This window comes from Ectothiorhodospira haloalkaliphila ATCC 51935 (assembly GCF_000633935.1).
In the GTDB taxonomy this organism is placed as follows: domain Bacteria; phylum Pseudomonadota; class Gammaproteobacteria; order Ectothiorhodospirales; family Ectothiorhodospiraceae; genus Ectothiorhodospira; species Ectothiorhodospira haloalkaliphila.
This window is the reverse complement of record NZ_KK214997.1, coordinates 362,354-386,950: the sequence shown is the minus strand read 5'-3', so window position 1 is coordinate 386,950 and position 24,597 is coordinate 362,354. Positions and strand designations below refer to the sequence as shown.

The 24,597-nt window shown below is 62.4% G+C and carries 23 protein-coding genes and 2 pseudogenes; 5 read left to right on the top strand and 20 right to left on the bottom strand.

Going from position 1 to position 24,597, the window contains the following annotated elements; translation table 11 throughout:
- The 3 genes and pseudogenes from ECTHA_RS0107740 to ECTHA_RS17570 form a co-directional block, all read right to left on the bottom strand.
- Positions 1 to 423 (bottom strand): annotated as a pseudogene (locus tag ECTHA_RS0107740) (IS3 family transposase); the annotation flags it as partial.
- A gap of 44 nt (positions 424 to 467) precedes the next feature.
- Positions 468 to 755, bottom strand: coding sequence for a transposase (locus tag ECTHA_RS0107735; RefSeq protein WP_025280892.1), 288 nt, complete (start codon positions 753 to 755; stop codon positions 468 to 470).
- A 24-nt stretch (positions 756 to 779) separates the two neighbouring features.
- A complete protein-coding gene (locus ECTHA_RS17570) occupies positions 780 to 1,415 on the bottom strand; it encodes a tyrosine-type recombinase/integrase (protein WP_025281500.1) in 636 nt (211 codons plus the stop codon).
- A gap of 539 nt (positions 1,416 to 1,954) precedes the next feature.
- On the opposite strand from ECTHA_RS17570, the gene ECTHA_RS0107725 reads away from it, so the two are divergent.
- The 5 genes from ECTHA_RS0107725 to ECTHA_RS0107705 all read left to right on the top strand — a co-directional run bounded on the left by ECTHA_RS0107725 (position 1,955) and on the right by ECTHA_RS0107705 (position 9,559).
- The gene (locus ECTHA_RS0107725; RefSeq protein ID WP_025281501.1) at positions 1,955 to 2,509 is read left to right on the top strand and encodes a PEP-CTERM sorting domain-containing protein; all 555 of its coding nucleotides are present in this window, start codon (positions 1,955 to 1,957) and stop codon (positions 2,507 to 2,509) included.
- Between the two features lie 62 nt (positions 2,510 to 2,571).
- Positions 2,572 to 6,786 carry an Lcl domain-containing protein gene (locus ECTHA_RS18975; protein WP_025281502.1) on the top strand — a complete coding sequence of 1,405 codons (4,215 nt, stop codon included), beginning with the start codon at positions 2,572 to 2,574 and terminating at the stop codon, positions 6,784 to 6,786.
- Positions 6,787 to 6,813: 27 nt separating this feature from the next.
- Positions 6,814 to 7,182 carry a four helix bundle protein gene (locus ECTHA_RS0107715; protein WP_025281503.1) on the top strand — a complete coding sequence of 123 codons (369 nt, stop codon included), beginning with the start codon at positions 6,814 to 6,816 and terminating at the stop codon, positions 7,180 to 7,182.
- 219 nt (positions 7,183 to 7,401) lie between these two features.
- Positions 7,402 to 9,021 (top strand): RNA-directed DNA polymerase, encoded by a 1,620-nt coding sequence (locus ECTHA_RS20025; protein ID WP_169738281.1) that lies wholly within the window; start codon positions 7,402 to 7,404, stop codon positions 9,019 to 9,021.
- Between the two features lie 4 nt (positions 9,022 to 9,025).
- Positions 9,026 to 9,559, top strand: a complete 534-nt coding sequence (locus tag ECTHA_RS0107705) for an Lcl C-terminal domain-containing protein (RefSeq protein ID WP_026623631.1) — start codon at positions 9,026 to 9,028, stop codon at positions 9,557 to 9,559.
- Between the two features lie 936 nt (positions 9,560 to 10,495).
- Here ECTHA_RS0107705 and radC read toward each other — a convergent pair.
- The 17 genes and pseudogenes from radC to ECTHA_RS0107610 form a co-directional block, all read right to left on the bottom strand.
- A pseudogene (gene radC / locus ECTHA_RS17555) lies at positions 10,496 to 10,876 on the bottom strand (RadC family protein); the annotation flags it as partial.
- Between the two features lie 350 nt (positions 10,877 to 11,226).
- Entirely contained in the window at positions 11,227 to 11,451 is a 225-nt protein-coding gene (locus ECTHA_RS0107695) for a hypothetical protein (protein WP_025281507.1), read from the bottom strand.
- Positions 11,448 to 11,960 (bottom strand): DUF3275 family protein, encoded by a 513-nt coding sequence (locus ECTHA_RS0107690; protein ID WP_025281508.1) that lies wholly within the window; start codon positions 11,958 to 11,960, stop codon positions 11,448 to 11,450. Before ECTHA_RS0107690 ends, ECTHA_RS0107695 begins: the two co-directional genes overlap by 4 nt.
- A 102-nt stretch (positions 11,961 to 12,062) precedes the next feature.
- The gene (locus tag ECTHA_RS0107685; protein ID WP_051582617.1) at positions 12,063 to 12,881 is read right to left on the bottom strand and encodes a DUF932 domain-containing protein; all 819 of its coding nucleotides are present in this window, start codon (positions 12,879 to 12,881) and stop codon (positions 12,063 to 12,065) included.
- Positions 12,882 to 13,123: 242 nt separating this feature from the next.
- Entirely contained in the window at positions 13,124 to 13,471 is a 348-nt protein-coding gene (locus tag ECTHA_RS0107680; protein WP_025281510.1) for a DUF7673 family protein, read from the bottom strand.
- The gene (locus ECTHA_RS19430; RefSeq protein ID WP_238984833.1) at positions 13,468 to 14,448 is read right to left on the bottom strand and encodes a DUF3577 domain-containing protein; all 981 of its coding nucleotides are present in this window, start codon (positions 14,446 to 14,448) and stop codon (positions 13,468 to 13,470) included. The genes ECTHA_RS0107680 and ECTHA_RS19430 overlap by 4 nt, the downstream gene beginning before the upstream one ends.
- Positions 14,445 to 14,888, bottom strand: a complete 444-nt coding sequence (locus ECTHA_RS17545; RefSeq protein WP_238984834.1) for a single-stranded DNA-binding protein — start codon at positions 14,886 to 14,888, stop codon at positions 14,445 to 14,447. Before ECTHA_RS17545 ends, ECTHA_RS19430 begins: the two co-directional genes overlap by 4 nt.
- A 48-nt stretch (positions 14,889 to 14,936) precedes the next feature.
- On the bottom strand, positions 14,937 to 15,416 hold the full coding sequence (locus ECTHA_RS0107665; protein WP_025281513.1) for a hypothetical protein: 480 nt from the start codon (positions 15,414 to 15,416) through the stop codon (positions 14,937 to 14,939).
- Positions 15,417 to 15,533: 117 nt separating this feature from the next.
- Positions 15,534 to 16,418 (bottom strand): PFL_4669 family integrating conjugative element protein, encoded by an 885-nt coding sequence (locus tag ECTHA_RS17540; RefSeq protein ID WP_025281514.1) that lies wholly within the window; start codon positions 16,416 to 16,418, stop codon positions 15,534 to 15,536.
- On the bottom strand, positions 16,415 to 17,179 hold the full coding sequence (locus ECTHA_RS0107655) for a PH domain-containing protein (RefSeq protein ID WP_025281515.1): 765 nt from the start codon (positions 17,177 to 17,179) through the stop codon (positions 16,415 to 16,417). Before ECTHA_RS0107655 ends, ECTHA_RS17540 begins: the two co-directional genes overlap by 4 nt.
- Positions 17,180 to 17,642: 463 nt before the next feature.
- Entirely contained in the window at positions 17,643 to 18,965 is a 1,323-nt protein-coding gene (locus ECTHA_RS19870; RefSeq protein WP_128571893.1) for an STY4528 family pathogenicity island replication protein, read from the bottom strand.
- Between the two features lie 50 nt (positions 18,966 to 19,015).
- Entirely contained in the window at positions 19,016 to 19,567 is a 552-nt protein-coding gene (locus ECTHA_RS17535) for a DUF2857 domain-containing protein (protein ID WP_025281519.1), read from the bottom strand.
- Positions 19,564 to 21,225 (bottom strand): ParB family protein, encoded by a 1,662-nt coding sequence (locus ECTHA_RS18965; protein WP_025281520.1) that lies wholly within the window; start codon positions 21,223 to 21,225, stop codon positions 19,564 to 19,566. Before ECTHA_RS18965 ends, ECTHA_RS17535 begins: the two co-directional genes overlap by 4 nt.
- The gene (locus ECTHA_RS0107625; protein ID WP_025281521.1) at positions 21,222 to 22,067 is read right to left on the bottom strand and encodes a ParA family protein; all 846 of its coding nucleotides are present in this window, start codon (positions 22,065 to 22,067) and stop codon (positions 21,222 to 21,224) included. The genes ECTHA_RS18965 and ECTHA_RS0107625 overlap by 4 nt, the downstream gene beginning before the upstream one ends.
- Positions 22,068 to 22,070: 3 nt before the next feature.
- Positions 22,071 to 22,271 (bottom strand): helix-turn-helix transcriptional regulator, encoded by a 201-nt coding sequence (locus tag ECTHA_RS0107620; protein WP_025281522.1) that lies wholly within the window; start codon positions 22,269 to 22,271, stop codon positions 22,071 to 22,073.
- A 107-nt stretch (positions 22,272 to 22,378) separates the two neighbouring features.
- Positions 22,379 to 23,149 (bottom strand): hypothetical protein, encoded by a 771-nt coding sequence (locus ECTHA_RS0107615; protein WP_025281523.1) that lies wholly within the window; start codon positions 23,147 to 23,149, stop codon positions 22,379 to 22,381.
- Between the two features lie 212 nt (positions 23,150 to 23,361).
- Positions 23,362 to 24,591, bottom strand: coding sequence for a tyrosine-type recombinase/integrase (locus ECTHA_RS0107610; protein ID WP_025281524.1), 1,230 nt, complete (start codon positions 24,589 to 24,591; stop codon positions 23,362 to 23,364).
- Between the last annotated feature and the right edge of the window lie 6 nt (positions 24,592 to 24,597).

The following is a 24,597-nucleotide window of genomic DNA, read 5'->3' as shown; positions in this document are numbered from 1 at the left end:
ACGCCAGGAGAGCACACGACGACTGTGCCAGTCCATGATGGCCACCAGGTACATGAACCCCCGGGCCATCGGGATGAACGTCACATCGGTCGCCCAGACCTGATTGGGACGATCGATCACCAGATCCCGCAACAGGTAGGGATAGATCCGGTGGCCCTCCCCCGGTCGACTGGTGCGCGGCCTCGGATACACTGCGTGCAGGCCCATCTGGCGCATCAGCCGCTGGACTCGCTTGCGGTTTACCGGGTGGCCCAAGCGGTTGAGATAGGCCCTCATCCGCCGTGAACCATAGAACGGCCTTCGCAGGTATTCCTCGTCAATCAGGCGCATCAACTCCAAGTCGCTATCCTGGGCTGGCTTGGGCCGGTAGTAGACCGAGGAACGACTGATGTCGAGCAACTGACACTGTCGCCGCACGCTGACATCAACCGCCCGTGGCTCCACCAAGGCCTGTCGCTGGGCCCGGCTCAACGACCGAGCCTGCGCGATAAAAAATCCCGTTCCACCGTCAGCTTGCCGATCTCACGGTACAGGGTGTCGATCTCCTCCTGGGTCTTCTGGGCCGCTTTGCCGCCGCCCTTGCCCTCGAAGATCCCCGTCGCCTTGTCCAGCAACTCACGCCGCCACTGACTCACCATGGTCGGATGGATCTCGAAGCGGGCTGCCAGCTCCGAGGTGGTCTGCTCCCCTTTGAGGGCCTCAAGGGCCACCTTGGCCTTGAAGTCGGCACTGTATTGCTTGCGTTTCCTGCTCATGATCAGATTCTCCTGTCGGAATGATCAGAGCTTAACCCCTGGTCCGAATTTTGGGGTCCACCTCACATCGACCTCGATGCCAAGGTAGCGGACGGTACTTTCCAGCTTGCGATGACCAAGGAGGAGTTGCACCGCGCGCAGGTTCTTGGTTCGCCGGTAGATCAACGTGGCCTTGGTGCGGCGTAGTGAGTGGGTGCCATACTCCTGGGGATTACCACCGATCAGTCCCACCCATCCCTTGACGATCCGCGCGTACTGTCGTGTTGAGAGGTGGGGCGAGTCCTGCCGCCGGCTCGGAAAGAGGTAGCTACCACTCGTCAGGCCGGCTTTGGCGATCCAGGCCGCGACCGCGACTCGGGTTGGTTCGGTGAGTTCGAAGCGGACGGGTTCACGGGTTTTTTGCTGGACCACGCTGGCCCGGGTCAGAATATCTCCACCACGGGCCACATCGTTCACCCGCAATTGGACCAGGTCGCAGCCCCTGAGCTTGCTGTCGATCGCCAGGTTGAACAGGGCGAGTTCCCGGATTTTCCCCGCCAGTTCAAGGCGAGTGCGTAGCGCCCAGATCTCTCTCAGTTTGAGAGGCGGCTTCTGGCCAATGAGCTTTCCCTTGTTCCACGGGGCAGGGTGGTCGGGGACCGTCTTTTCGGAATCGTTCATGGTCGGTTTCCTCGTATGAGGTGGAGGAAACACAAGCATGATCCCATAGGGATGGCGGTGTGCGACCCAAACCGGGCATTCGACAGCAAAAGGCGAGGGGCTGCAGTACGCTGTGAAGCTGCCGCCCGACACCCTATGTCGCATCAGTACGGCCAAGTTGCACCAAGCGGATTGCCGGCATTGAAGACATGATCCGCCCGCTCGCATTTCCTTCTGTGCAGCTTCACCACGGTGTGGTTCTCCATTGTTGCAAGTGAATTTTTATAACTCTAATTTATGTAACGTCGCTCGTGTAAGGTATTTCCGAGATAACGGAGTGTCAAAGTTTTTTACATCCTCCGTATTTGGATCAAAGGACCACATGATTAACTTTCTGTTTTCGTTTAACTTCTATCGTAATAAGCCAAATGGCAAGGTAATTGCCTATACAGAGGTAAAGTAAAATAACGCGGCCTTTGACGATCGCAGGGCATGCACATGAGCGACCGAAAGAGACGCGCAGATCGTGCTAATTTATGCTCTAACCGGGGGATTTTGTAATGCTCGTGGCTCGCTCTTTCGTAATGCTGGCGCTGGTTTTCGCCTCACAGGCCGCACATGCGATACCAATCCAGTACGAACTCCAGTCACTTGGTGGTAGCGAGTACCGCTACGAATACACTATCACCAACGACCGGTCACTCGAAGACGAGGCGACGGTGGAGTGGTTTACGATCTTCTTCGAGGCCGCGCTATATGACGAGAACTCATTGTACATCGTGACCGCTGATCCGCCTGCAGCCGAATGGGATGAGGTCATTCTCGCCAGCGCCCCTTTGGTCGATCCAGCGTACGACGCATTCGCCAGGGCCGGCGGTATCGCGGTGGACGAGACGGTGACTGGCTTTAAGGTCCAGTTCGCTTGGCTGGGTAGCGGTACGCCTGGGCCGCAACCCTTTGAGATCTACGACTCCACCACTTTCGAAGTGCTTTTTGAGGGTTCAACCGAACCTAGGACCACAGCCATTCCTGAGCCTGGAAGCCTTGTATTGGTGCTTGTTGGCGCCATCGCTGCCTTTGCTGCTTCTCTGCGCCGAACAGGGCAAGCGGCTTGATCCTAGCTGAAGCTCAAGGGAACTACCCCGACGCCGGAATCAAGAACTGGGAGATCTAGCCGATGGTGCACCTTATTGTACCCCTGCGAAAAACCCTCATTATATCGCTGGCACTCGTCGTGATGACGCAAGGTGCGCCTGCTCAGGCAACGCCCGAGCTTTCGGTTGAGAACTACGAACTCGTCTCTTCTCAGCGTATCAGTCGGTTCGAATTCGAGTACACCTATAAAGCCGAGGTCACCAATTCCGGATCTGGTGCCATGGATGTAGTCGCCACGGTCAGTGTCGACGCGCCAGGCCTTACCGTCTTGGATGACACAGTCAGCTTTGGCGATGTGCCTGCCGATACAAGTGTTAAAAGCGCCGACACATTCAGCATTCGGCACGATCGAAGGCATAGCTTCGGTGTTGACGCGCTGACGTGGTCGGTCACATTCCAACCGGTACTCCTCGAAGTCAGTACCTTCGCAGGTGAGGGTGGGCAGATCAGTCCGAGCAGTCGGTCGGTCGCGCAAGGTGAGACCGCTACCTTTGAGGTTATCCCTGATAGTGGTTTCGCAATTGCATCGGTGACCGGCTGCGATGGATCCTGGGACGGCGGGACCTACACGACTGGAGTGATCACCGAGAGGTGCAACATCAGCGCGGATTTCGCCGCCATGCCAGACAGTGGTGTCGGCCTGACCATAGCTCCGGAGTTGGTTTCAGCGAGCTCTGTAGGTACCGATACGGCCTCTCTGAGTTGGCTTCCTTCCGATCAAAGGGGTCCGGAGTCGGTGCGCTACACGGTGCACATTTCGGATGAGCCGGGCTTCGTTCCCGATTCCACGACGGCTGCCGCAGAGGTGGCGGATCAGTTGTTTGCTCGACTACAGGACTTAGCACCCAATCGTCGTTACTATGCAAAAATCTCTGTGCCTCACCCCGATGATGGGATGATCTGGAGCAATGAACTCAGTTTTGCCACCGGGTCGATCCCGACAACACTGAATCCCGAGCAGGACTTCGAAGTGATCTCTGCATCCACCGTGAAGGCGGTCGAAGAGGACCATGTTCTCCTGTTCGATTCATCAGGTATAGCCGTTGACTCCATCCTTATTAGCGATACCAACGGCGGCTTTTTTCGGCGGGTGGTCGCGGTGGACGATAGGACAGGGCGCGTCGAAACCGTATCAGCTTCGTTGAATGATTTGTTCGACGATTTACACCTAAGCTCGGAAACGCGCCTGGCAAGCCTGCCATCGATCACGAACACGCAGATCCTGCGTCTGCAATCACTCTCTGAGGACGTTGGTGAACGGCGCGAGTTTCACTGGCCGGAGACGGAGCTAAGGCTGGTTCAGGAAACGGAATCCTCGCCAATCTCGACGGAGCCGGAGATACTAGGTGATGGGGGCGGCCTGTTGACTCCACGATCGACTGACGCCGGTGATCTTGAGCAATGGGTTAATGATAGGATCCGTCTCAGGGCGCCAGAGCGTATTCTCGTCGAGCCCGGCTCTACAGTCGAATTCGATGTTATTGCGGATCTCGTCAATGACGCCGACATGGAGTATGAAGTTAGCGAGCTGGAATTGCGCAGAATCAGGGAACCCCGAGGAACTCCTGACGCGAACGTGAGTGTAAGGCTGGTTTCTGGTGGAATCGGCGCCCGGGAGCGGATCATGCGCTTGAACTGGACGCCCCGACCGGAACATTTCGACGGCCAGGGTCGGCCTTACACTTTGGAGTTTCGTGCGACTGCAAGACAGCAGGATTGCATCTTTTGGCGCTGCAATGATCGCGTAACAGTCGAGGTCCCGATCTATGTTGGCTGGAGTCTCCCTGAAGATGAGGACGTCAGAATCGACGAAGTGAGGGGCGACGGCATTACCTTCAATGGGGATATGCGACTGAACTTCGATCCCACGCTGCGGGTGGACAAGAAGATCACTGGGGCCTCCCTCGAGTCTGCCGAGGTGATCGCGGCGGGGCCGGTGACCTTCGACCTCAATGCTCGAATCCAAGCTGCAAGAGCAGACAACGTTGAAACCGAGCAGCGCCTGTTGACGAAACGCTTCGTGAAGGTCTTCGCGGCCGGACCTGTTCCGGTGGTCATGGCTGGAGAGTTTACTCTTACAGCGAAGCTGAAAGCGACGGCTAATGCGGAACTGGATATCAACCAGAACATCACGGTGGGATACGATCTTGAAGCGGGCTTGACGTATAAAAGAGGGCGAGACGATCGTTGGGAACTAGTGCGAGAGGCAACTCCGGTCTATCACTATACGCTCCACGGGGAAGCCGAAGCTCAGGCGGACTTGGACGTGCGAGTGGTTCCAGACCTTCAGATCACTTTTTACGAAGTGGTGACTGGCCAAATGAAGGTTGAGCCTTACATGCTCGCGGCCTTGGGGTTGGAAGGGCAGTTTCAATACGATCAGGCGTTCGATGAGAGAAACTTTACTTCTAGCGGCTTTGACGCAGAGTATCGGTTCACTAAAATGGATCTTAGCGGCGGGCTCGACCTTAAACTACGGGCCGACTTTAGTCCCTTTGATCAGACCCTTGCAGGATATCCGTCCCGGGATTCTGACGACTTTCGCGTTGTTCAAATTCTCGAGGAAACGCTGATCCTTGGGCTGGCGGACATCGACTTGGAGCAAAAGGCAGCTACGCGAGATGACTACCCCGGCGCGGTGGGCATCGCGGCGACCGTGACCGACCGCGCCCCTCTCTTCCCGTTTGAGAGAGGGAGCGAACGATGGGACACATTTCCAAGCCCAGACGATTTGCGGCTGTTGTCCGATCCCGAAGGCGATCCGGCCAAGGTGTGGATATGCATTGACGACGATGCCGCGAATGCGGAGACAGACTACACGGTCCGCTTCTTTGGGCACAGCGAACTCAATGCCTTCGTGCAGCAGTACGAGGAAATCGAGGTTTCGCTGCAACGGTGCATGACTGATGAACCGTCGCCTCCGGACGATCCAGCGTCGCCTCTGGAGTTTGCGACGATTCACGGCGAGGTCTGCACTGACTACGGGTTGTGTGGGCTGGAATTTACGATAGGCGATGGTGTTGGCGTCGAGACGGTCACGGTCTCGGTGACTTGGGGAGACAATCAAAGCCTGGATGAGATGACCCTGCACCAGTGCGTAAATGCCGGGATCTGCAACAGCCTTGGCGACTCCACCTTCCGGATCTGGCACCGCTATCCTGCGGGGGAATTCTCTGGTGAACTCCTTTGGGAAACCACGACCGGTTTGCAGGGTGGAGGGGCGTTCTCGGTGGCCGTAGAGCAGAGTCAGGACCTCGCTCTGCAGGCTCAGGCGGGTGATGGCAGTGTCACGCTGGATTGGCCAGCACTTCCCGCAGATCAGTACAACTTGTGTCGATCCGAAATGTCTGTAAGTCATTTCGATAACTGTCATGTCGAAGGCGGTCGTCACGTCGAACAAGACGTCGGTATGCCGCCGCACGTTGTCTTGGGGTTAACGAATTCACAGGACTACTATTTCCGGCTTGAGGGGCAATTCGGCGACAGACGTATCATGTCGAATGAAATCACGGCCACGCCAACGGGAGATGGTGTGGAGTTGCCTGCGACGCAAGCCCTCAACGATACCGGCATCGACTGGTGTGCCGACGGCGACACCAACTTCCTCGACTGCCCGGTGGCGGGTTATCCGGGACAAGACGGGGAGTTCGGCAGAGACGCGGCGGCCCGTGCGGGTACGCTTGAGAAAGTGGGTGCCGGGGATGCGGGGTTCGATTACACCAAGATCTCCAACGATGGCGCGGAACTCCCGGCCTCAGCCGAGCTCGGCAATGGCCCGAACGACTGGGCCTGCACTCGTGATAATGTCACCGGGCTGATTTGGGAGGTGAAGACGAGCGATGGCGGCTTACGCGACCGCATCAACACCTACACGTGGTATCAGCCTGATGGCCCGAATAAGGGCAATCCGGGCGTGGAGGACGGGGGTAGTTGCGTGGGCAGTGCCTGTGACACACATAGTTTCGCTCAGGCGGTCAACGCCCAGGGACTCTGCGGTGCCACGGATTGGCGGTTGCCGACGCGGGATGAACTGCGCTCCATTGCTCACCAGGGGCGGACCGATCCAGCCATCGACGAAGCGTATTTCCCGAATACGCGCTCGTCCGATTTCTGGTCGGCCTCGCCCTATGCCGTCGATTCGGATCGCGCGTGGCGCGTCCGCTTCCACTATGGCAACGGCACCTGGGGCTACAAGAGCACCCTCAACAGGGTCCGGTTGGTGCGCGGCGGACAGTGATTTTGTGCTTGCTTCTTGATAACGGACATGCATGCGAACAAGGCACCCATCTGGCGCGATGCCCAACGCCTGCTGGTGTTGACGGAGGAGGCGGTACGCCGCTTCCCCCGTTATCACAAGTACACCCTGGGAACTGAGCTGCGCCGCCAGGCCATGCAGGTGTGCCGGCTGGTGAATCGTGCTTGGCGTGACCAGTCCGGCCGGTTGCGCCATGTGGAGCATCTGGTGATGGCGGTGGATGAGTTCAAGCTGCTGTTGCAATTAGGCAAGGAGGTTCGGGCCTTCGCTGGCTTCGGTCAGTTTCAGCAACTGGTGGAACTGGCGGTGGGTCTGGGCAAGCAAAGTGGTGGGTGGCGTCGGCGTCTGGCGGCCCGGCCGGAAGCACCTTCCCGTTGAGGAGGGTGTGCGTGCCGAGTTCACTGTGCGCCGGTGTCCCCGTCTTTCACCATCGAAAGGCGGGAAAGCGATACAGGGCGTCCTACCTTCGGGATGGGCACCCGGTGGGACGGGACCTTCGAGGTTCCGCCAACAAGCGCATCGGCCAATCCGTCCACAACTGATCGGCCTCGCCCTATGCCGGAAATTCGGATAACGCGTGGAACGTCAACTTCAACAATGGCAACGACAACTGGAACAACAAGAGCAACAACAACAGGGTCCGGTTGGTGCGCGGCGGAGAGTGAAGCTGCGGGTATCTTCAGTCTGCGCGAGCTATGGCAGGCCTATGAGGCCTGCCGTCGGCGCAAGCGTGGCACCCGTGATGCTCAACGGTATGATCAGCATCTATTGAACCATCTGGTCGATACCCGGCAAGCATTGGCCACCCGGCAATGGCGCCCCCACCCCTCGACCTGGTTTGTCACCCTGCGCCCCAAGGCGCGGGAGGTGCATTGCGCCCCCTTTGCCGATCGGGTGGTGCACCACTGGTTAGTACCTCGTCTGGAAACGGCGTTTGAGCCAGTGTTCATTCACGACAGTCATTCAAACCGTGTGGGTCATGGTGTGCTGCACGCCGTGGAGCGTCTGCAGGGCCACCTGCGCCGAGCCAGTGCCAATGGCAAACGTCCGGCCTGCTACCTGCAATTGGATATCGCCAATTTCTTCAACACCGTGAACCGGCGCCATCTTTACCGCATGATACGTCATCGGCTGCGGCGCCAAGCAGAGAATAACCGAATGGCGTGGCGGGAAGCGGAAGCCCTGCTCTGGCTTACGGGGCGTATTCTGGCTCAGGAGCCGGCCGAGGCGGCCATCTACAAAGGGGTTCCGTCGCGCAAGGAGCGGGTTCCCCGCCACAAGCGGCTCTCCCTCGTGCCGGATGGATTCGGACTGGCTATCGGCAATCTGCCGAGTCAGCTTTTCGCCAACATTTACCTGAATGAACTGGACCAGTTCGTCAAGCATCAGCTGCGCTGCCGGGGTTACGTGCGCTATGTGGATGATCTTGTTCTGGTTCATCAGCACGATCGCCAGTTGGCGCAATGGCGCACCGATATCAGCGCCTTTCTCGACGCGTCGCTGGGGCTGCAGTTGCGCGATGCCGGGCGGATCGATTCGGTATATCGAGGGGTGGATTTTCTGGGTTATATCGTGCGCCCGGGCTATCGCCTGGTGCGCAACCGCGTCATCCAGCATCTGGATGAGCGGCTTTACCCGGCCGGCCGGGGGCTGGTTCAGGTCACTGGTAGCGGCGTGACCCTGGATTTGCCGAAGGCGCCCCGGGAGGCTCTTCGAGCCACCTTGGCCAGCTATCTGGGGCACGGCCGGCACGCCGCTGCTTGGCGCCTGTTCCAGCGGGTATTTCAGCGCCACCCTTGGCTGAACCTGCTGTTCACTGTGCACGATGACCTGCGCTTGAAGCCTCGCTGGCAGCCCCCGGCAGTCTCGGGCTTGCGCGGGCAGTGGCGCTGGTTTATCCGGCAATGGCCAGGGGCCTTGGTGCTGGTCCAGACTGGCCATCGGTTCGAGGTCTATAACCACCAGGCAGAGGACATCGCCCAGCGACTGCACACACCGCTGGATACCGTGCCCCGCCGGGCCTTTGCCTCCACCTTGTCACGTCCATTGAAGCACCTGAAGGGGCTGCGTCGTCACCTGCGGCGGCAAGGCGTGCCTCACCTGTTCGTAGCTGAAGAGGGACATCTACCCGGCGGGCTCAAGCGGCGGGTGCTGCGCCTGGCCTGGTGGCCCTGCCAACCCCCATTGCCCCCGTGGGGCAAAACCCAAGGACTTTGAATCCATGCATACTCTACGCCCCTTTCTAGCCCTGGCTTTGCTGACCAGCTCGCCTGTTCTGTTCTCGGTAGCCACTGCTGATATTCCTTCAGCCCGTGATGACTGCGCGGGTGACCTGGTGGAGACGACCCCCTCCGCCGAGTTCACCCCTCTGGAAGGCGGGGCCGTGGTGCGCCACGAGCGTACGGGCCTGGAATGGCGTCGCTGCCCCGAGGGCATGAACTGGAATGGCAGTGGCTGTGATGGCAATGCTTCATGGATGAATTGGCAAACTGCCTTGCAGCACGCCCATGATTTGCAGGGATGGCGGCTGCCCAACATCAACGAACTCCGTAGTATCGTCGAGTTTTGCAGACGAGGGCCCGCCGTCAATCAGCACGTGTTTCCAGACACGCCTTCGTCCATTTTCTGGTCGGCCTCGCCCGTTGCCGGCTATTCGGATCGCGCGTGGAGCGTCCACTTCGCCCGTGGCAACGACTTCTGGAACCCCAGGGGCAACGACACCCGCAGGGTCCGGTTGGTGCGCGGCGGACAGTGATTGTCTCTTTGTATTTTTTGTGGATCGAAGAGCGAGTGGAGGCGCTCAGGCATTGCGTCGCGACGGGCGGGGCCCGAAATGGGGCATGGGAAGCGCTTTGCCTGGTAACGGGATTCGGCCTGCAATGAATGGGCGCAGCGCCCTGCCCGGGCCTATGCCGCCAACGCGCCCGATGGGGTTGGAGTCAGGGGGCGCTGTCCCATTTGTGACCTCCCGGTTTGCTCACCGACTCTCAGCCTTACCACGGGTCTTGCTGCAGTCCGGGGAACAGTCGAGATTGGCGCCAACAGCTGTCAAGCGCTCCGAATCGAGAGCGGAGAGGTGGCGGCTTTGAACAGCGTTACGGCCTTTCGCTTTTCGATGTCGGGTGACTGGTAAGGGCCGAGTGCTGCCATTGCCTTGTCGCCGGTCGGGAGAAGCCCCGAAGTTTCGGGGCGCCCTGGATGTCCAAACAACGGGTGGAATACAGGTGCGGCCTGCCTGGGAGTCATCGCAGGCACTTCACGGGGTGACAAGCCGGCCTTCCGGCATCCCTCTGCACAGACCTGAGTCAGCCTCGCCGTCATGCCGATTCACGTCTCGTACCGATCCCGGTTGAGGGCATAGGATCGCAACACTGCAGGGCGCGGTTACACCGCACAAAGGGGCCCGCCAGGCGGTCGGCGGCGGGCAACCGATGCCGTCAGAGAAGGCGTCAAGGCCTTCCCGGAATCGACAGGGTCGTGCCGACTTCGGGAAGGCCTCAAGCCCCTTGGCATCGGGATCCAGCAGTCCATCAGTTGACTGGCCCATGGGGGCGTCGACCGGTCAAGTGACCCGCAGGAGAGGATGCCTCGCACAGCGCTTTCAGGCGGCGCCACACATCAACCAGTGGAACAGGCAGGCCACCCCCGAGGGGGTGGCGAGTTGGGATAGGGGCCCAGCATGGCGCCACGGCTACAGCAGCCCCCGCTCGGCAAAGCTGACGGCATCAGCGGCCTGATGACCGACGACGATGTGGTCCAGCGCCCGCACCTCCACCAGTGACAGGGCCTCCTTCAGCCGCTCGGTGATCATGAGGTCGGACCGCGAGGGTTCGGTCACACCCGAGGGGTGGTTGTGGGCCACGATGACCGCGGCGGCATTGTGGCGCAGGGCCTCCTTGACGACCTCGCGCGGATGAACACTGGCCGCATCAATGGTGCCCCGGAACATCTCCTGATAGCTGATCAGGCGATGCTTGTTGTCCAGAAAAAGCACCGCGAACATCTCATGCTCCAGGGCACCCAGCTTCAGGTGCAGGAACTGGCGGACCAGCGCCGGACTGGTGAAGGGCTCGTGGGCCTCCTCGCAGACCCGGTCCTTGAGACGGGACTCCAGGATCCCGGTGGCATAGTCCACCACCTGGTCATCCGACAGTTCGATGATGGAAATGGCTTCGGACATGGCATCTCTCCTCAAGAAAACCGGGACACGCCATGCCCCGACCGGGGGATGACGCCCCGGCAGGGTGGTTGAAAGTGAACGGGATCCAGGCCCAACGGCCTTGCCCTTCTTCCGGATCCGAAAGGGCTTCACAGGCGCCACTGATACCGCAGTGGCCACGGACAACACCGGCCTTTCCACAAGGCCCGGCCACCGGTCAGGTCCTGGGGAAAGGCCACCCCCGAGGGGGTGGCGTGCATGGATCAGCCCATGCCCTGTGTCTCCAGGGCGCGGACCTGGGCCCGAGTCCGGGCCAGTATGGCCTCGACGCTCTCCTGCTCATCCATCGGGCCGTCCACGCCCAGCGTCTGCTTGGCCTGTTCCACCACCGCCCATGGCAGGTAGTCGCTGCGGCCACCGGTGAGGACGTACTCCGCTTCCTGTTTCGTCATGGAGCGTCCGCCTTGATAGACCGCATCCTGATTCATGCGACCGCCTTCTCAGGCTGGGTCCAGGACCGACCCACCGGGTTGAACTGAAAACCCAGTTCCTTGAGCCGTGTCGCCTGGCGCCGCAAAAGCGAACGATCCACGGTGGGATCGAGCTTGAACGGCGCTTGCGGCAGTGGCCACAGGCCAGCCGGTGAGAACAGGGCCGCGTCGTCCTCATCGGCGGGCGCCCCTACTGCTTCCGGTTCGGCATCAGCCGCCTCGATGGGCGGCTCCGGTTCGCTCGGCACCGGCCGGGTATCCACGTCGATCAGGGCGATGGCATCAATATCCGCCCGGACTTCGACGATGGAGCGCCCCCCGGCAATGTAGTTGGCGGGGTAGATTCGCGAGATGGCGAACTCCCCCGCATAGGTGCCAGGGTCGAACTCCTCGATCCCGCGCTTGGCCGAGAACTCACCAATCTCGGTGAGTAACCGCCCCACGTTGAACGGACCATGACGCCCATCGATGGTCTTGATGACCACCTTGCCCGACAGTTTGATCATGACGTCTCTCCTCAAAAAAACCGGGACACGCCATACCCCCACCGGGGAATGACGCCCCGGCAGGGTGGAAGGGCGGCCAAGGCCGCCCGGTGATGGACAATATCAGGCGGCCAGATCCGCCCCCTTGAGTTTAGCAAACCGCTCGGTCAGCCGCCACAGGGCCCGGTTCAGGCGCACGTCCTCGGTCACCGAATGGATGGGCCGAGTGCGGGTTCTGCGACCGGATCGACTCCGGCCGCGGATACCGCCCTTGAGCAGATTCTCCTGGGCCTTGTTGAACGCACCCCACAGGGTCTGATCCTGCGCATCCTCACGCCGGCGCGCCTCCAGGAGGTTCTCCGGCTTGATGGGGGCCTGGCGCTGCCAGTCATCCCCATAGCGCAGTTCCAGGGCCGATGCGGCGAACAACTCGGCTTCACCCCGATCCACGCTCAGGGACCGAAAGGTCTCCATCGCCGTCTGGATGTTGGGCACGTGACCCACCAGGGCCACCGAGCCCTCCAGGATCTCGTCCACCACGTTCTTGCCGTGACGGACCCGGATGCCGCCGGTCTCGCCCACCGGCGTCACCATGCCGTTGAGGCAGATGAGCCGGAACAGGCCCAGGTCAAGCTGATAGGCCGAACTGCGATCATGGCTGTTGGTCAGCACCAACTCCGCGACCGAATCCCCCACCGCCATCTGGCGGTCAGGATCCTGGCGAAAGCGGATCATGTGCCTGGCCACGCCCACCCGCTCCAGATCCCGGCAGTTCGTCTGCTGGGCCCGCACCGGGTACCAGCCTTCGTCCCGCAGGGCATTGACCACCTGGATGGTGGGCACAAAGCCATACCGCTCCGAGACCGCATCATGCGGGGCCTGTGCGAACACAGCCGGCGCCGCGCGGCGCAGATGGTCATCGTTCAGCATCATCATGGACATGACATCTCTCCTCAAAAAGCCGGGACACGCCATGCCCCGACCGGGGAATGACGCCCCGGCAGGGTGGTTGGAATGACACTGGATTCAGGCCTGAAAGCCTCGCCCTTCTGCCGAATCCGCAAGGGCTTCACAGGTGCCACTGATACCGCAGTGGCCACGGACAACTCCGACCTTTCCGCAGGGCCCGGCCGCCAACCAGGTCCTGGGGAAAGGCCGCCCCTCAAGGAGGGGCAGCCAGGGGTTTAAGGCTTCGCGTGCCGTTGCCACCATGCCCGCAGCAGGGCCTCGGCGCCTGCCACGTAGTGGTGGATTTCCCGGCGTGGGCTCATGTCCATGGCCAGGACGGCCAGCACATCCGCCTGGATCGAAGGATCCAGACCGCGCAGGTCGTTGAGGTTCATCGGCCACGCATCACCGTTGTACAAACCCAGCAGGAAGCGACGCACCGTGGCGGCCTGCCCCCCATGGGTCTGGGCCACCTCGAAGAGTCGCATCAGGGCCGGCAGACCCGCGGCTTCACGAGCGGCCTGCGTCCTCTGCCACTGGGTGTCGTCCTGCTCCATCGGGTCGGCCAGTGCATCAGGATTCATGACACACCTCCCGGCAAACGCCAGGTCCGGCTCTGGCCATCGAAGCGATATCCCTGGGATTTCAGGCGATCCTTCTTGGCGGTAAACGCCGGATCATCCCGGCTCAGGCACACCTCCTGGGGCAGCAGGGCATCCAGGTCATCATCGGACGCATCCGTCACCGGATGCTGTGCCGCCGCCGGGTCGGCCACGGCATCACCTGCAAGTGCCTCAGACCGGGGCGTGCGAGCGGTGGCCTCCACCTCCGCAGCTGATGCCGAGGACGTCGGCTCCCGCTGCGCCTGGTAGACCATCCGGCCATCCACCTTCAGCCAGTGGAGCTTGAGCAGCCGGGCCTTGAGTGACACGCCGATCTGGCCTTGTCTGGAGCCCTTCTGGTGGGTGAACACCTCCGGGTAGAGATCCCCCAGACGAAAGCCGGCCAGCACCTTGTGACGCAGGGTGGTGCCATCGGCCGCCAGGCGCCCACGATCGTTGATCTGATCCAGGTACTGACGGATCAGTGCCTGGGCCTCCTGGCCGTTGACCCGGCAATCGAAGCGGGTGTACTGCGGATCGTCGGCCGCCCCGTGCAGGGCATTGACCTCCACGGCCAGAAAGGGCTCGCCGCGCCGGACGGACACCTCGCGGGCCCGGTTCAGGTAGCCCAGGCCGCTGATGTGAAGATCGAAGTACTGTGTATCGGACATGGTCTCGCTCCTGTCGATGAGGCAGGAAAACACCATGTCCCGATCGGGAAGGTGTCTTCCCGTCGGGGTGAACTCAAGATCCGGTTCGGTCTTGAGGCAGTGGGATGGCATGCTCGCCCGTGAAGCTGGACGGGGCATGGCCTTGTGGATCCAGGCCCGCGGGCCTTGCATCTCCACCGGATCCGAAGATGCTTGCTGGGCGCGGCGATACCCTCGCCGCCAGGGTTGAACCCGTTCAGGGTGGCGATCCCGGTCGGTGCCGGGCATCCCATGAAGTACGCCGCTCATGCGTCGGCATCCGGCGGCGCGTCATCGGATGCCTGGCCGCTCGCCGGTGGGGCAGTTCGGGGCTTGAGGGTCACGGTGTCCAGGCGGGCCAGTTCCAGGGTGAGCTTGTCGGCGGTCAGACGCAGTTCCACCCGCGGCCCGTCCTCACTATCCCAGGCATGTTCGCGCAGTCGCCCCTCCACCCGCACCCGCATGCCCTTGTGCAGCACATGCGCACAGTGCTCCGCCAGGCGTCCCCAGGTGCTGACGCTGAGCCAGAAGCCCCCTTCGTCGGCAAAGCCCCCATCCTCCAGCGGCACTGGCCGATCGAAAAAGATCCGCATGTCGGCCACCGCCCGGGTCTCGCCATCCACGTCCACCTGCCGCAGGCTGGGCGCACCGCCCAGATTGCCGCTCGCGATCAGTCGTGCGCTCATCATGGCCTCCGGATGTCGTCGCATGTGGGGCCATCACATCACCGCCGGGTGGTCGGCGCCATGAAAAACCGTTCATCCGCCGCATGAGGGTTTTTCCGCCCACGCGCTCAGGGCCTCCAGGTGCTGACGGTAGGCCCTGAGCCGGCGCAGTTCATAGCTGGCCAGGTTGAAGTGCAGGCTCAGATGCGCGGCGCGCCGATCAAAGTCCAGCATCACCTGCACCACCGCCGGGGACAGGGATCGCAGCAGTGCCTGGCCGGCTTCACCCGTGAGCTCCAGATAGGTCTGTGCCACCGGATGGGCCGCGCGTCGCCGCCAGCGCAGACTGGCCCCGGGGGCCTGGCCATGGATGCTGAGCCACACCGGCGGCTGGCGGAACTGGCTGCGCCAGAGGCGACACAGCTGGCGCATCTGCTGGCCCAGCACCTCCCGTCGCTGGGCCACCTGCTGACAGCGACGCCGGGCCTCGCCCAGGGAGGTGAGGGGGCCGAAGACATCCGGGTCCAGGGGCCCCTCGGGATGGTCTCTGAAGTCCGGGTAGAGGGGATTCACCGTGGATCACCGCAAGGCAAGATCAAGGTCAAGGGCAGGGGGACGGGTGAGGGGAAGGGTGACAGGACGCTGCCCCTTACCCTTAAAGGGTAATAAAGGGCCCTTTGGGGGATATATCTAGCCAGTGGGGCGGGCAGGGTCGTCATCGTCATCCTCCTCGTCCAGGCACCTGGTGCCCTCTGCGCCGTCCTCGCCTGTGTGAGATTTTTCGCCAGTACGGGCCGAGGCCTCCAATGGATTGATCTGCGCGTCAGCCGCCCGCGACGGCTTGCGGATGTCCGGGGCGATGCGCGGGCGCGTCTCCCCCTGGATGACATCCGGGGGCAGGGTGCCCATGGCCTCGATGGCAGATCGGGCGCGGGCGTTATCGGCCAGCAGATCCGCACGGGTGACAGCGCAGTGCTTCCAGGCCTGGGCTGCCGCAAAGGCCCGGCGCACCTTGCGCCCACCCTGGTAGAGCATGCGCTCGCTGGTGTCCCGATCCAGCATGCCCACGTGGCGGGCGGTGAGCAGGGTGCGGGCCAGGCGGTCGAAATCGCAGATCAGATAGGCTCCCATGTAGCCATAGGGGTTGGCGAAGTTCAGCGGAATGCGCACCGGTGTCAGGGTCTGCGCCAGACCGATGGCGATCCCGTCCACACCATCCAGCTGACCCTGAACCCGCTGCTGCAGCTGGTTGACGTCCTCGCGCCCCTGTTCCAGTGCCTCGAGTATCCGCAGCAGGGCGGCATCGGCATAGGGATCATCCCGGGCGGCGCTGTCCCAGATGCGGCGCACGATCATCCCGAACCGGACCAGGCCGATGATGGCGGGCTTGTCGGGACCGGCGGCCCGGCCCAGGACCAGGCGCTGCGCCTGGCGGGTCTGGATCTGGAGAACCACCTCGCTGCGTAGGCCACCGGGGCTGTCCGTGGCCGTGCGGTAGGCCACGGCCGGATCGCTCGGGAGCGGGTGGCCCAGGGGCGACGCGCAGGCCTCAGGTGCGCTGTCCAGGGGGATCATGTCTCACCGCCTGCCGGCCGCTGGGCGGCCTGGATCAGGTTCTGGACCTGCTGGCGGATGCTCGCCGGATGGCGCAGGCCATGCCAGCGGATGTCGATCTCGCCGGTGCCGGCCGAGGCAAACTCCAGATGGCCGACGTTGAACAGGCGCCCCCACAGGGATTGCTCCAGGCCGATGGAGCGAATGTGCGTCAGGTTCACGCGCCGGGTGCGTCGGGCGATCAGACCGGTCTGCACCTCGATGGCCCCGTCCCTGAGGCAGTAGCGATGGCTGTAACGCTGGACCATCCAGGCGATGGCGCTCAGCGACGCCATCAGCAGGCAGAAGCCCATCGCCCAGAGACCGGGATCCAGTGGCAGTGCCTGCACCGCATGCTCGAAGGCGCGCTCCCCCAGCAGCATTGCCAGCCAGGGATCGGCGGATTCCACGGCAGCCACGGCCAACGCCAGGCTCAGCAGGATCACCAGGCCGTGGTACCAGCCATTGCGCCAGGCGGGCCGTAGCACCCGGGCGGCGGCCTGGACGCCCTGAGGCGGGCTCGGCCCGGCGGTGGCAGTCGCTTGCGCCGCAGCCGTCCCAGGGGGCGAGCGAACCAGCTGGAAGCCCTGCCTGTCCCGCCGGACCAGGTAGGGCCGCCCGGTCTCGGCGATCAGCAGGTCACGCAGTCGCGCAGCAGCCTCGAAGTCCTCGAGCGACGGCCAGGCAATGGGCGGCGGCTGCCCCGGCGAGGGGGCACGCGAACGCGGATCGAGCTGAGACATGACGACTCCTCGGATTGACCCACCACAGAGGATCCGCAAACCGCAACCGGAATGCAGCCGAAAACGGTTCATCCAAAACGAACGGTTTTTTGCGGATGGGGGGTGGGCGACTCGCCCAGGTAATTTGTAGGGTTATTTCCCGGCGCTGAGCCGGTGCTGGCAGGGGGTGAATCCTCCCCGCCAAGGGGGTGGGCGACTCGCCCAGGTAAATTGTAGGGTTATTTCCCGGTGCCGTTCCGGTGTCGGCAGGGGTGAATCGGTCCCGCCAGGGGGTGGGCGACTCGCCCAGGTAAATTGTGGGGTTATTTCCCGGCGCCGAGCCGGTGCTGGCAGGGGGTGAATCGGTCGCGCCAGGGGGGTGGGCGACTCGCCCAGGTAAATTGTGGGGTTATTTGCCGGCCCGATCTGGTGCCGGCAGGGGGGGAATCGGCCCCGCCAGGGGGGTGGGCGACTCGCCCACCCCCTACGAAGTCTTGGATTTCTTCCTGGTTCTCATGGCCTGGATCCGTTGAACAAGCGGATGATCCGGATCACCGGCGGGCAGTGGATCGGGAGATTGCATCGGTTGGCCCTGAGGGGCCCGTTCCGCCCGCTTCTGCCGGGCCTGTCGGACCCGCAATCCCGCGCTGGTGAGCTGGAACTGCCCCTCTCGGGCCCGCTTGCAACTGGCGATGAGCCAGCCGACCGGGTTCTTGATCGGATCGCCGTGTGGGCTTTGCAGGCGCCCCTGGAGCTCATCCAGGACGTCCTGGGCCTGTGCCTGCGCCAGTCTGCGACAGGCTGGGGCCACCAGCAGGCGCTCATCCGCGCTGAGTTGCGCGGGCCAGGTGAGTCGGGCGGGTTCGCATTGTCCCGTATCCTCTTCGTTTAACCTTGGGGGGGTTTTTGTAGTAGTAGTTTTATTTTTTTTACTACTACTACTACTACAAGGAGCCGAGTACAGTTTTTGGACTCGGATGTTATCTTGTTGTTTTTCTTGAAAAACTTCATTTTTTCCAGCGGAGTACAGTTTTTGGACTCGGCTATCGGGCACCGAGTCCAATTTTTGGACTCGGCTGGAGGCCGGTGCATCCCCCTCGCCAGCCTCACTGAGGGGGTGTGGATGGGGTGGAATGCATATTCCTCTCAGTGTGTCAAGGCTAAACTGTGCACTCGCTTCGAGGAACTTCAGGCGTCGCCAGGCGGTGGTTTTCAGGTCTTCGGGCTGTGTGATGTCGTCACCTTGCAAGACGGATGTCTCGATGGCGGCGAGGGTGTCCTGCGCAAGGCGGCGAATCCGGGCCTGGGCGTGGCGGGTCAGGGTGTGGAGAAAACCGATGTGGCCGGTGTCCAGGTGCATGGCGTCGGCGAGGGGAATCGGTTCGTCATGCAGGGCGTAGATGTTGCCCACATGGCGCCCGGCCGCATCACGCACCCGGGCGCACAGGGAAAGCCATCGGGCAATGCGCAGGACCAGCATGGCCGATGATATGGTGCTGCGTGAGGCCACGTTGGTGTATTGCGCCAGTGTGGTGTAGTCCGGCATGACCGCCGGTCCATCGGCGCCCACCAGGGTGCGCATGACCGCCCAGAGACGCACTTCCACGGGTTTGAGGACCGGATCCCGGATCAGTCGCCTCGGGATGCTGTCGTTCCAGGTGCCCAGGAACAGCAGTCCGCCCGCGTCTCGCTGGAAGGCATCCGGTTGTTGCCGCAGATGGGCGACCGTACGCTCTATGTATTCCGCCAGATCCCGGGTGTGGGAGGAGACGGGGGGTGAGTGATTGCCTGATGACGGAGTGGACATGAGTTCGGATCTCAGGGGCTGAGGACACGGTATCGCTGCGTGTCATGCCCTCAGTGATCCGACGGCATCAGACCGGCCTGTTCCCAGGCCTGCAGCAAATGAACGACCATCCCGACCGAGACCTGGGCCGCCTGTGCCGTCTCCAGGTAACGCTGTGCAAGGGGGTGGTGCTGATGGGCTTGCCACAGATCCCAGATGTTCTGCTCCTGGGCTTCAGTGGGTTTGCCGGGGCGGCCGCAAGGACTCTGCACCCCCAGCAGCTTGCGTCGCTGGGCATATTGCAGGGCGCCCCAGCCAAACAGGTCGGCCATCAGCGAACGCGGCGCGCCGGCCTGCAGCAGGGCATCCTGCAGGGCCTCGCTGTGAGCCTCTTCGCGCACCCGGTTGAGCATCGTCCGATAGGTGTCGTGGTCCACCTGCATGCGCAGAAAATGTCCGCTCAGCCGACTCAGGTGGGAGAGATCCTTGAGAGTGAGCTGCTCCATGCCCCGGATCTCCTCCAGGGTGAAGCCCAGCTCCAGGGCGGCCCCCAGGTCGCCATCCTGCACCCGCTGCAGGGCAAAGCGCAGGATGTGGAAGGACACTTCACTGGCGGCGTTCATGATTCGTGCTCCCCGTCAGGTGGCCACAGGCTGTTGCCCGCCGGATCCCGGGCCTGCTGGCGTGTCTGGCGGCAACTGTGGAGGAGTTGATGCAGGATCTGTATGTCCCGCTCCGCCAGTCTTGGGGAGGACAGCAGTTCATTGCCCAGCCGGGTCCAGTCCGGTGTCCGCACCCGAGCCTGTGCATCCGGATCCGCTGGCAGATAATCGATCAGTTCATGTTCGATCAGGTGCGCGGCGCGATCCTGATCGGCATGGAACTCCGACAGCACGAACAGGAACCACCAGATCCAGTGCGAGAGAGTGTCATCCGGTACGCTGGGATCCACTGCCTCGGCGGGGAAATCCACGAGAAACCCCAGCCCCAGGCGATAAGGGCGGATGCAGTCCCCTAGTCCATGGTGCTGAGCCAGTTGCAGGCTCAGCACGTAGTTGCGGCTGCGCAGGGACTTCAGGTCCGTGGGCAGTGATGGGTTTGGGCGGGGGTTTGCGCTATACGCGGTCTCGCTATCCTCCTGGCCATCGCCATCGCCATCGCCATCGCCATCGCCATCGCCATCGCCATCGCCATCGCCATCGCCATCGCCATCGTTGTGGGAGGTCGACTCTTGGTGCTCGCCAGGAGCCGCCTTCAGGCTGTGTGGGGCCATGGATGGGTCAGGCATATCACCCGGAGAGGGCGCCTCCTCGGATGCAGGCGCTGACTGGGCAAGATCAGGGCAGGCCGCCTCAGGCGGCGCGATGGGCTGATCTTGTGTGTCGGACACGGGTTCCTGAGGCTCGCCCATCAGCCGTCGACCTGCGATCAGGGCGTCCACCTCCAGGCGGATGTGGGTCAGGGGGCGTTCCAGCAGGGTGGCCAGGCGGTTTTCCATGCCCTCGCGTACCAGTTCCACATCGAAATCCGGACCGTCCAGGTCCGTCAGCACGTCACTCCAGATGCCGTCGAACAAATCCGGTGCTTCACCGGCCTGTGTCCAGAGTGTCTGAAAGGCCTGCTCCAGGGTGCGCAGCCCATCAATCTGGGGTTGCCCCATACCGTTTCGCAGGGCCTCGGGGATGAGGGGATACAGGATCCGGGCGGCATACTCGAACCGGCGCAGGTGACGTCGGGAGAGGGTGTATCCCAGGTCCGCCAATTGGCGGGCGAGTTCACTGCGGGACAAGGGCTGCTGAATCTGGGCCTCCAGTTGGGCGCGCAGATCCTCAAGACCCAGTGCCTTGTCGATCAGTGTCAGTTCGCCACGCAACTCGTTCTCCACCAGGTGTGCGGTGAGCACGGCGGCTTCATGGGTCCAGGGGTGAAACAGACAATGCACCTGAGCGAAGCAGGGGTCACCGGTTTGTGCCAGCAACTCCTTGAGGATTTCCAGGCGGGTGTTGCCACCGGCGCGCACCATATAGTGCGGATCCCCCGGCCGCCGGGTGATCTCCAGGGCATTGTTCAAGCCCCGCTGGGCCCGGATGGACTGCTTGATCTCATCGTAACGCGGGTTGCGCTCGCGCCGTGGATTGCGATCATAGGGCTGGATACGGCTGATCTCGAGAATCATCTGCGTGACCGTCACCGGATCCGCTGAGGCCGGTGGTTCGTCGGGCCGGGCGAAGTGGCCCTCGCGCAGCATGGCCCCGACATCGGGTGATTCCGGGCGACTCATTGCACACCTGCCTTGTCGGTCGACAGACTCCAGCGTGGCGCTTGCCCCCGCAGGTGCGGGAACACTTCATGGACCAGGGCGGCCATGGTCTGCAGTGCCGGCGCCGTGGGGCCGGTGCGCCGGGTCTCCCAGCGATGCACCGGGCAGCGATGGGTGGCGGCTTCACGATAGGCCACCGTGGCCGGTATCACCGTCTCGAGGATCGTGATGGCGCCCCGCGAGGGCACATACGAGGCCTCGCGCAGTTCCTGGGCGATGATGCGGGCATCCCGGGTGTGATCCATCCGGTAGAGAACGCCGCGCAGGGGGCCGACGGGCGCCCCCATACAGGCCATGGGGCGGAGCCGCTCGAGCATGGCGACGGTGCCTCGGGTGAATTCCCGGGCGGAAAGGATTTCCGGGGGGATGGGCGAGATCAGTAGATCGGCGGCCAGGATGGCGGCATCCTGCAAGGGCCCGACGGCCCCCTGGGTATCGATCAGAATCACGTCATACCCGGACTCGAGCTGCATGAGCAGGTGACGCATGCGTACCCGCCCATCCGGCTGATGCAGCACCCAGTTCTGCAGGTGGCCGCCGGGATCATCGGAGAGCACCAGGTCCAGTCCAGCGACACTGCAGCGGCTGATGATGCCCTCCAGCGAGGCGGTACTGACCAGTTGCATGAGCCCGGCGGGGGCCCGGTCGGTGATGGCGTAGTAACTGGACAGGGTGGGCTGGATGTCGGCGTCCACGGCCAGGACACGTTGCCCCAGATCGGCCAGGATGCCCGCCAGGTTGGCACACAGGGTGGTCTTGCCCACCCCGCCCTTGGTGCTGGTGATGGTGACCTTGATCGCCATGGGTCACCTCGCCACCGGATGCCGGCTGGCATCGATCCGTTGCTGCAGCCACTGATCCACGTCCTCTTCCACCCAGCCCACGGCGCGACCGCCCAGGGAGATGGGTTTGGGGAAGACCCCCTGGGACACGCGCAGATAGATCGTGCTGCGGGACAGGCCGGTGCGTGCCTTGACGTCAGGCAGTCTGAGAATGGTGTTGGCCATGACAATGCCTCCTTGGGCGTGTTGGGACATGGCCTGGGAGTGTCGATGGGCCGAATCGGAAAATCACCGCAACTGCGGCGGCCCCGACCGCAATTGCGGTGAACGGATCAGCTGGCGCGAAAACGTTGGTTGGCAGCGGCCAGCTTGGCCTGCAAGGTCCGCTGGGAGAGCCCGGGCTTGCCCTCGTGACGGGCCAGCAGGGCCTCGATGACATCGGCCTGGCGCCGGAAGCGTGGCGCAGGCGAGGAATCGCCGGGGGAGGGCAGGAGGAGCTCCATCAGGGCGGCGATGATGTTCAGGTAGGTGGTCTCGGCGCGCTCGCCGAGCGGGCGATGCTGCTGCGCTTCCTCCAGCTGGTGGCAATGGGCCTTGAGGCTTTTTTTCTGCCCCTGCAGCCTCTTGCAGCGGCGCTTTTGCTTGATCAGCTGTTTTTCCAGGCGGTCGTGTTCCGCCTTCAGGGCCAGGAAGGTTTCAACGCTGATGCCGGATCGCCGCTGGCGTTCCACCGCGTCGAACAGCAGGGAAGGCTTGTCGGCGGGAAACTCCCGCTCGATCCAGTCCTTGAAATCCCGTCGCTGGATGGTACGCATGGCTCTGGGTACTGGATCCTGGGAATGCAGGAGTTGGCCATTGCCCAGTCGGCCACAGGGCAACTGGTCCTGCTCAATGGCTTCGTGGATGACACGACAGCGCTCATCAAGGCAGGCGATCTCGGGATGGTGGAAGATGCCATCCTCAATCGGCTCGGCCTCTTGCAGGAGGGTCTCGATGGTTTTTGGGGGAACGCCGCACCACAAGGCTGCGGCGGTGGGGACTGGGTAGTAGGCGTGATAGGACTGAAGGATCTGGCAGTCATCTGCTGTGCTGGGCTTGGTCATGTCATCCGCTCCCTTAACACTGCCCCTGACGAATCCTTTGGCGTCCGTTTTTGATAAAACTTGATATGCTCTCTAAGATTGTTTTGGGATAAATCAATTCTCTGGAGTTATAGGGCCTCTGTATCCCATCGCGTGTCTAGGCTTGAATCCCGCTGGGGGCAGGTATTGCCAGGTCTGGATCTCCGCTGGTCTTCAGGGTTTCCGATCGGGTCTCAGGAGGCCAGGGATTGATCGCTCGAGGGCAGGGCATCGGTACCGGTCTTGCCGGATTTGATCGCGTCAAGGTAATCCGCCCAGACCTGCATCATCTTGCGGCGTTCGTCCAGGTGAGCCGTGCGGTTGTAGGCTCGTCCATGGGGGTCGCGAACCCTGTGCGCGAGTTGGTGTTCAATGTAGTCGGGGCGAATCCCGAGCACTTCGTCGAGAATTGTCCTGGCAACGGCCCGAAAGCCGTGGCCCGTCATTTCATCCTTCCCGATGTCCATGCGGCGCATGGCGGCCAGGATTGCGTTGTCACTCATTGGCCGGCTGGGGCTTCTCGCACTGGGAAACACGTAGCGGCCATTGCCGGTGATGTGGTGTATTTCTTGCAGGATCTCCAGGGCCTGCCGGGAGAGGGGTACAATATGGGGGGTTGCGGTTTTGCTGGCCTGGTATCGCCATTCAGCAGCCCCTAAGTCGAAGTGTGCCCATTCGGCTTTTCTCAGCTCCCCGGGCCGCACGAAAACCAGCGGTGCCAGTCGCATAGCGCAACGCACGGTAGTTGTTCCGTGGTACCCATCCATCGCGGTCAGCATGAGACCCAGTCGGTCCGGATCAGTGGTTGCCGCAAAATGCTTGGCCTTGACTGCGGTTAAGGCCCCTTTAAGGTCGCCCGAAGGATCCCGTTCAGCACGGGCGGTGGCGATGGCATAGCGGAAAACCTGACCGCAGTTGCTCAGGGCGCGGTGGGCTGTCTCGATGGCTCCACGTTTTTCAATGCGACGCAATACGTCCAGAAGTTCGGGGGCGCTAATCTCGCTAATAGGTCTCCTGCCGATGCGCGGGAAAACGTCACGCTCAAGGCGGCGAATAATCCGGTTACCGTGGTCTTCAACCCAGTCCGTTGAGCGCCTCTCAAACCATTCCCTTGCCACTGCCTCAAAGCTGTTGGCCGAGCTTTCAGCGCGGGCCGATTTCAGAGCCTTTCGGCTGACGCTGGGGTCAACGCCGTTTTCCAGTAGCTGTCGGGATTCGTCTCGCCGTTTTCTGGCCTCCTTGAGTGAGGTCTCAGGATAGACACCAAGAGATAGGCGTTTTTCCTTCCCTCCATAACGATATTTCAGGCGCCACCAGCGGCCACCGGAGGGGGAGACTTCCAAATAAAGTCCACCACTATCAAAGAGTTTCTTCGTCTTGTCGGAGGGTTTGACCTTGCGAACGGCGACGTCAGTCAGGGGCATGGGGGC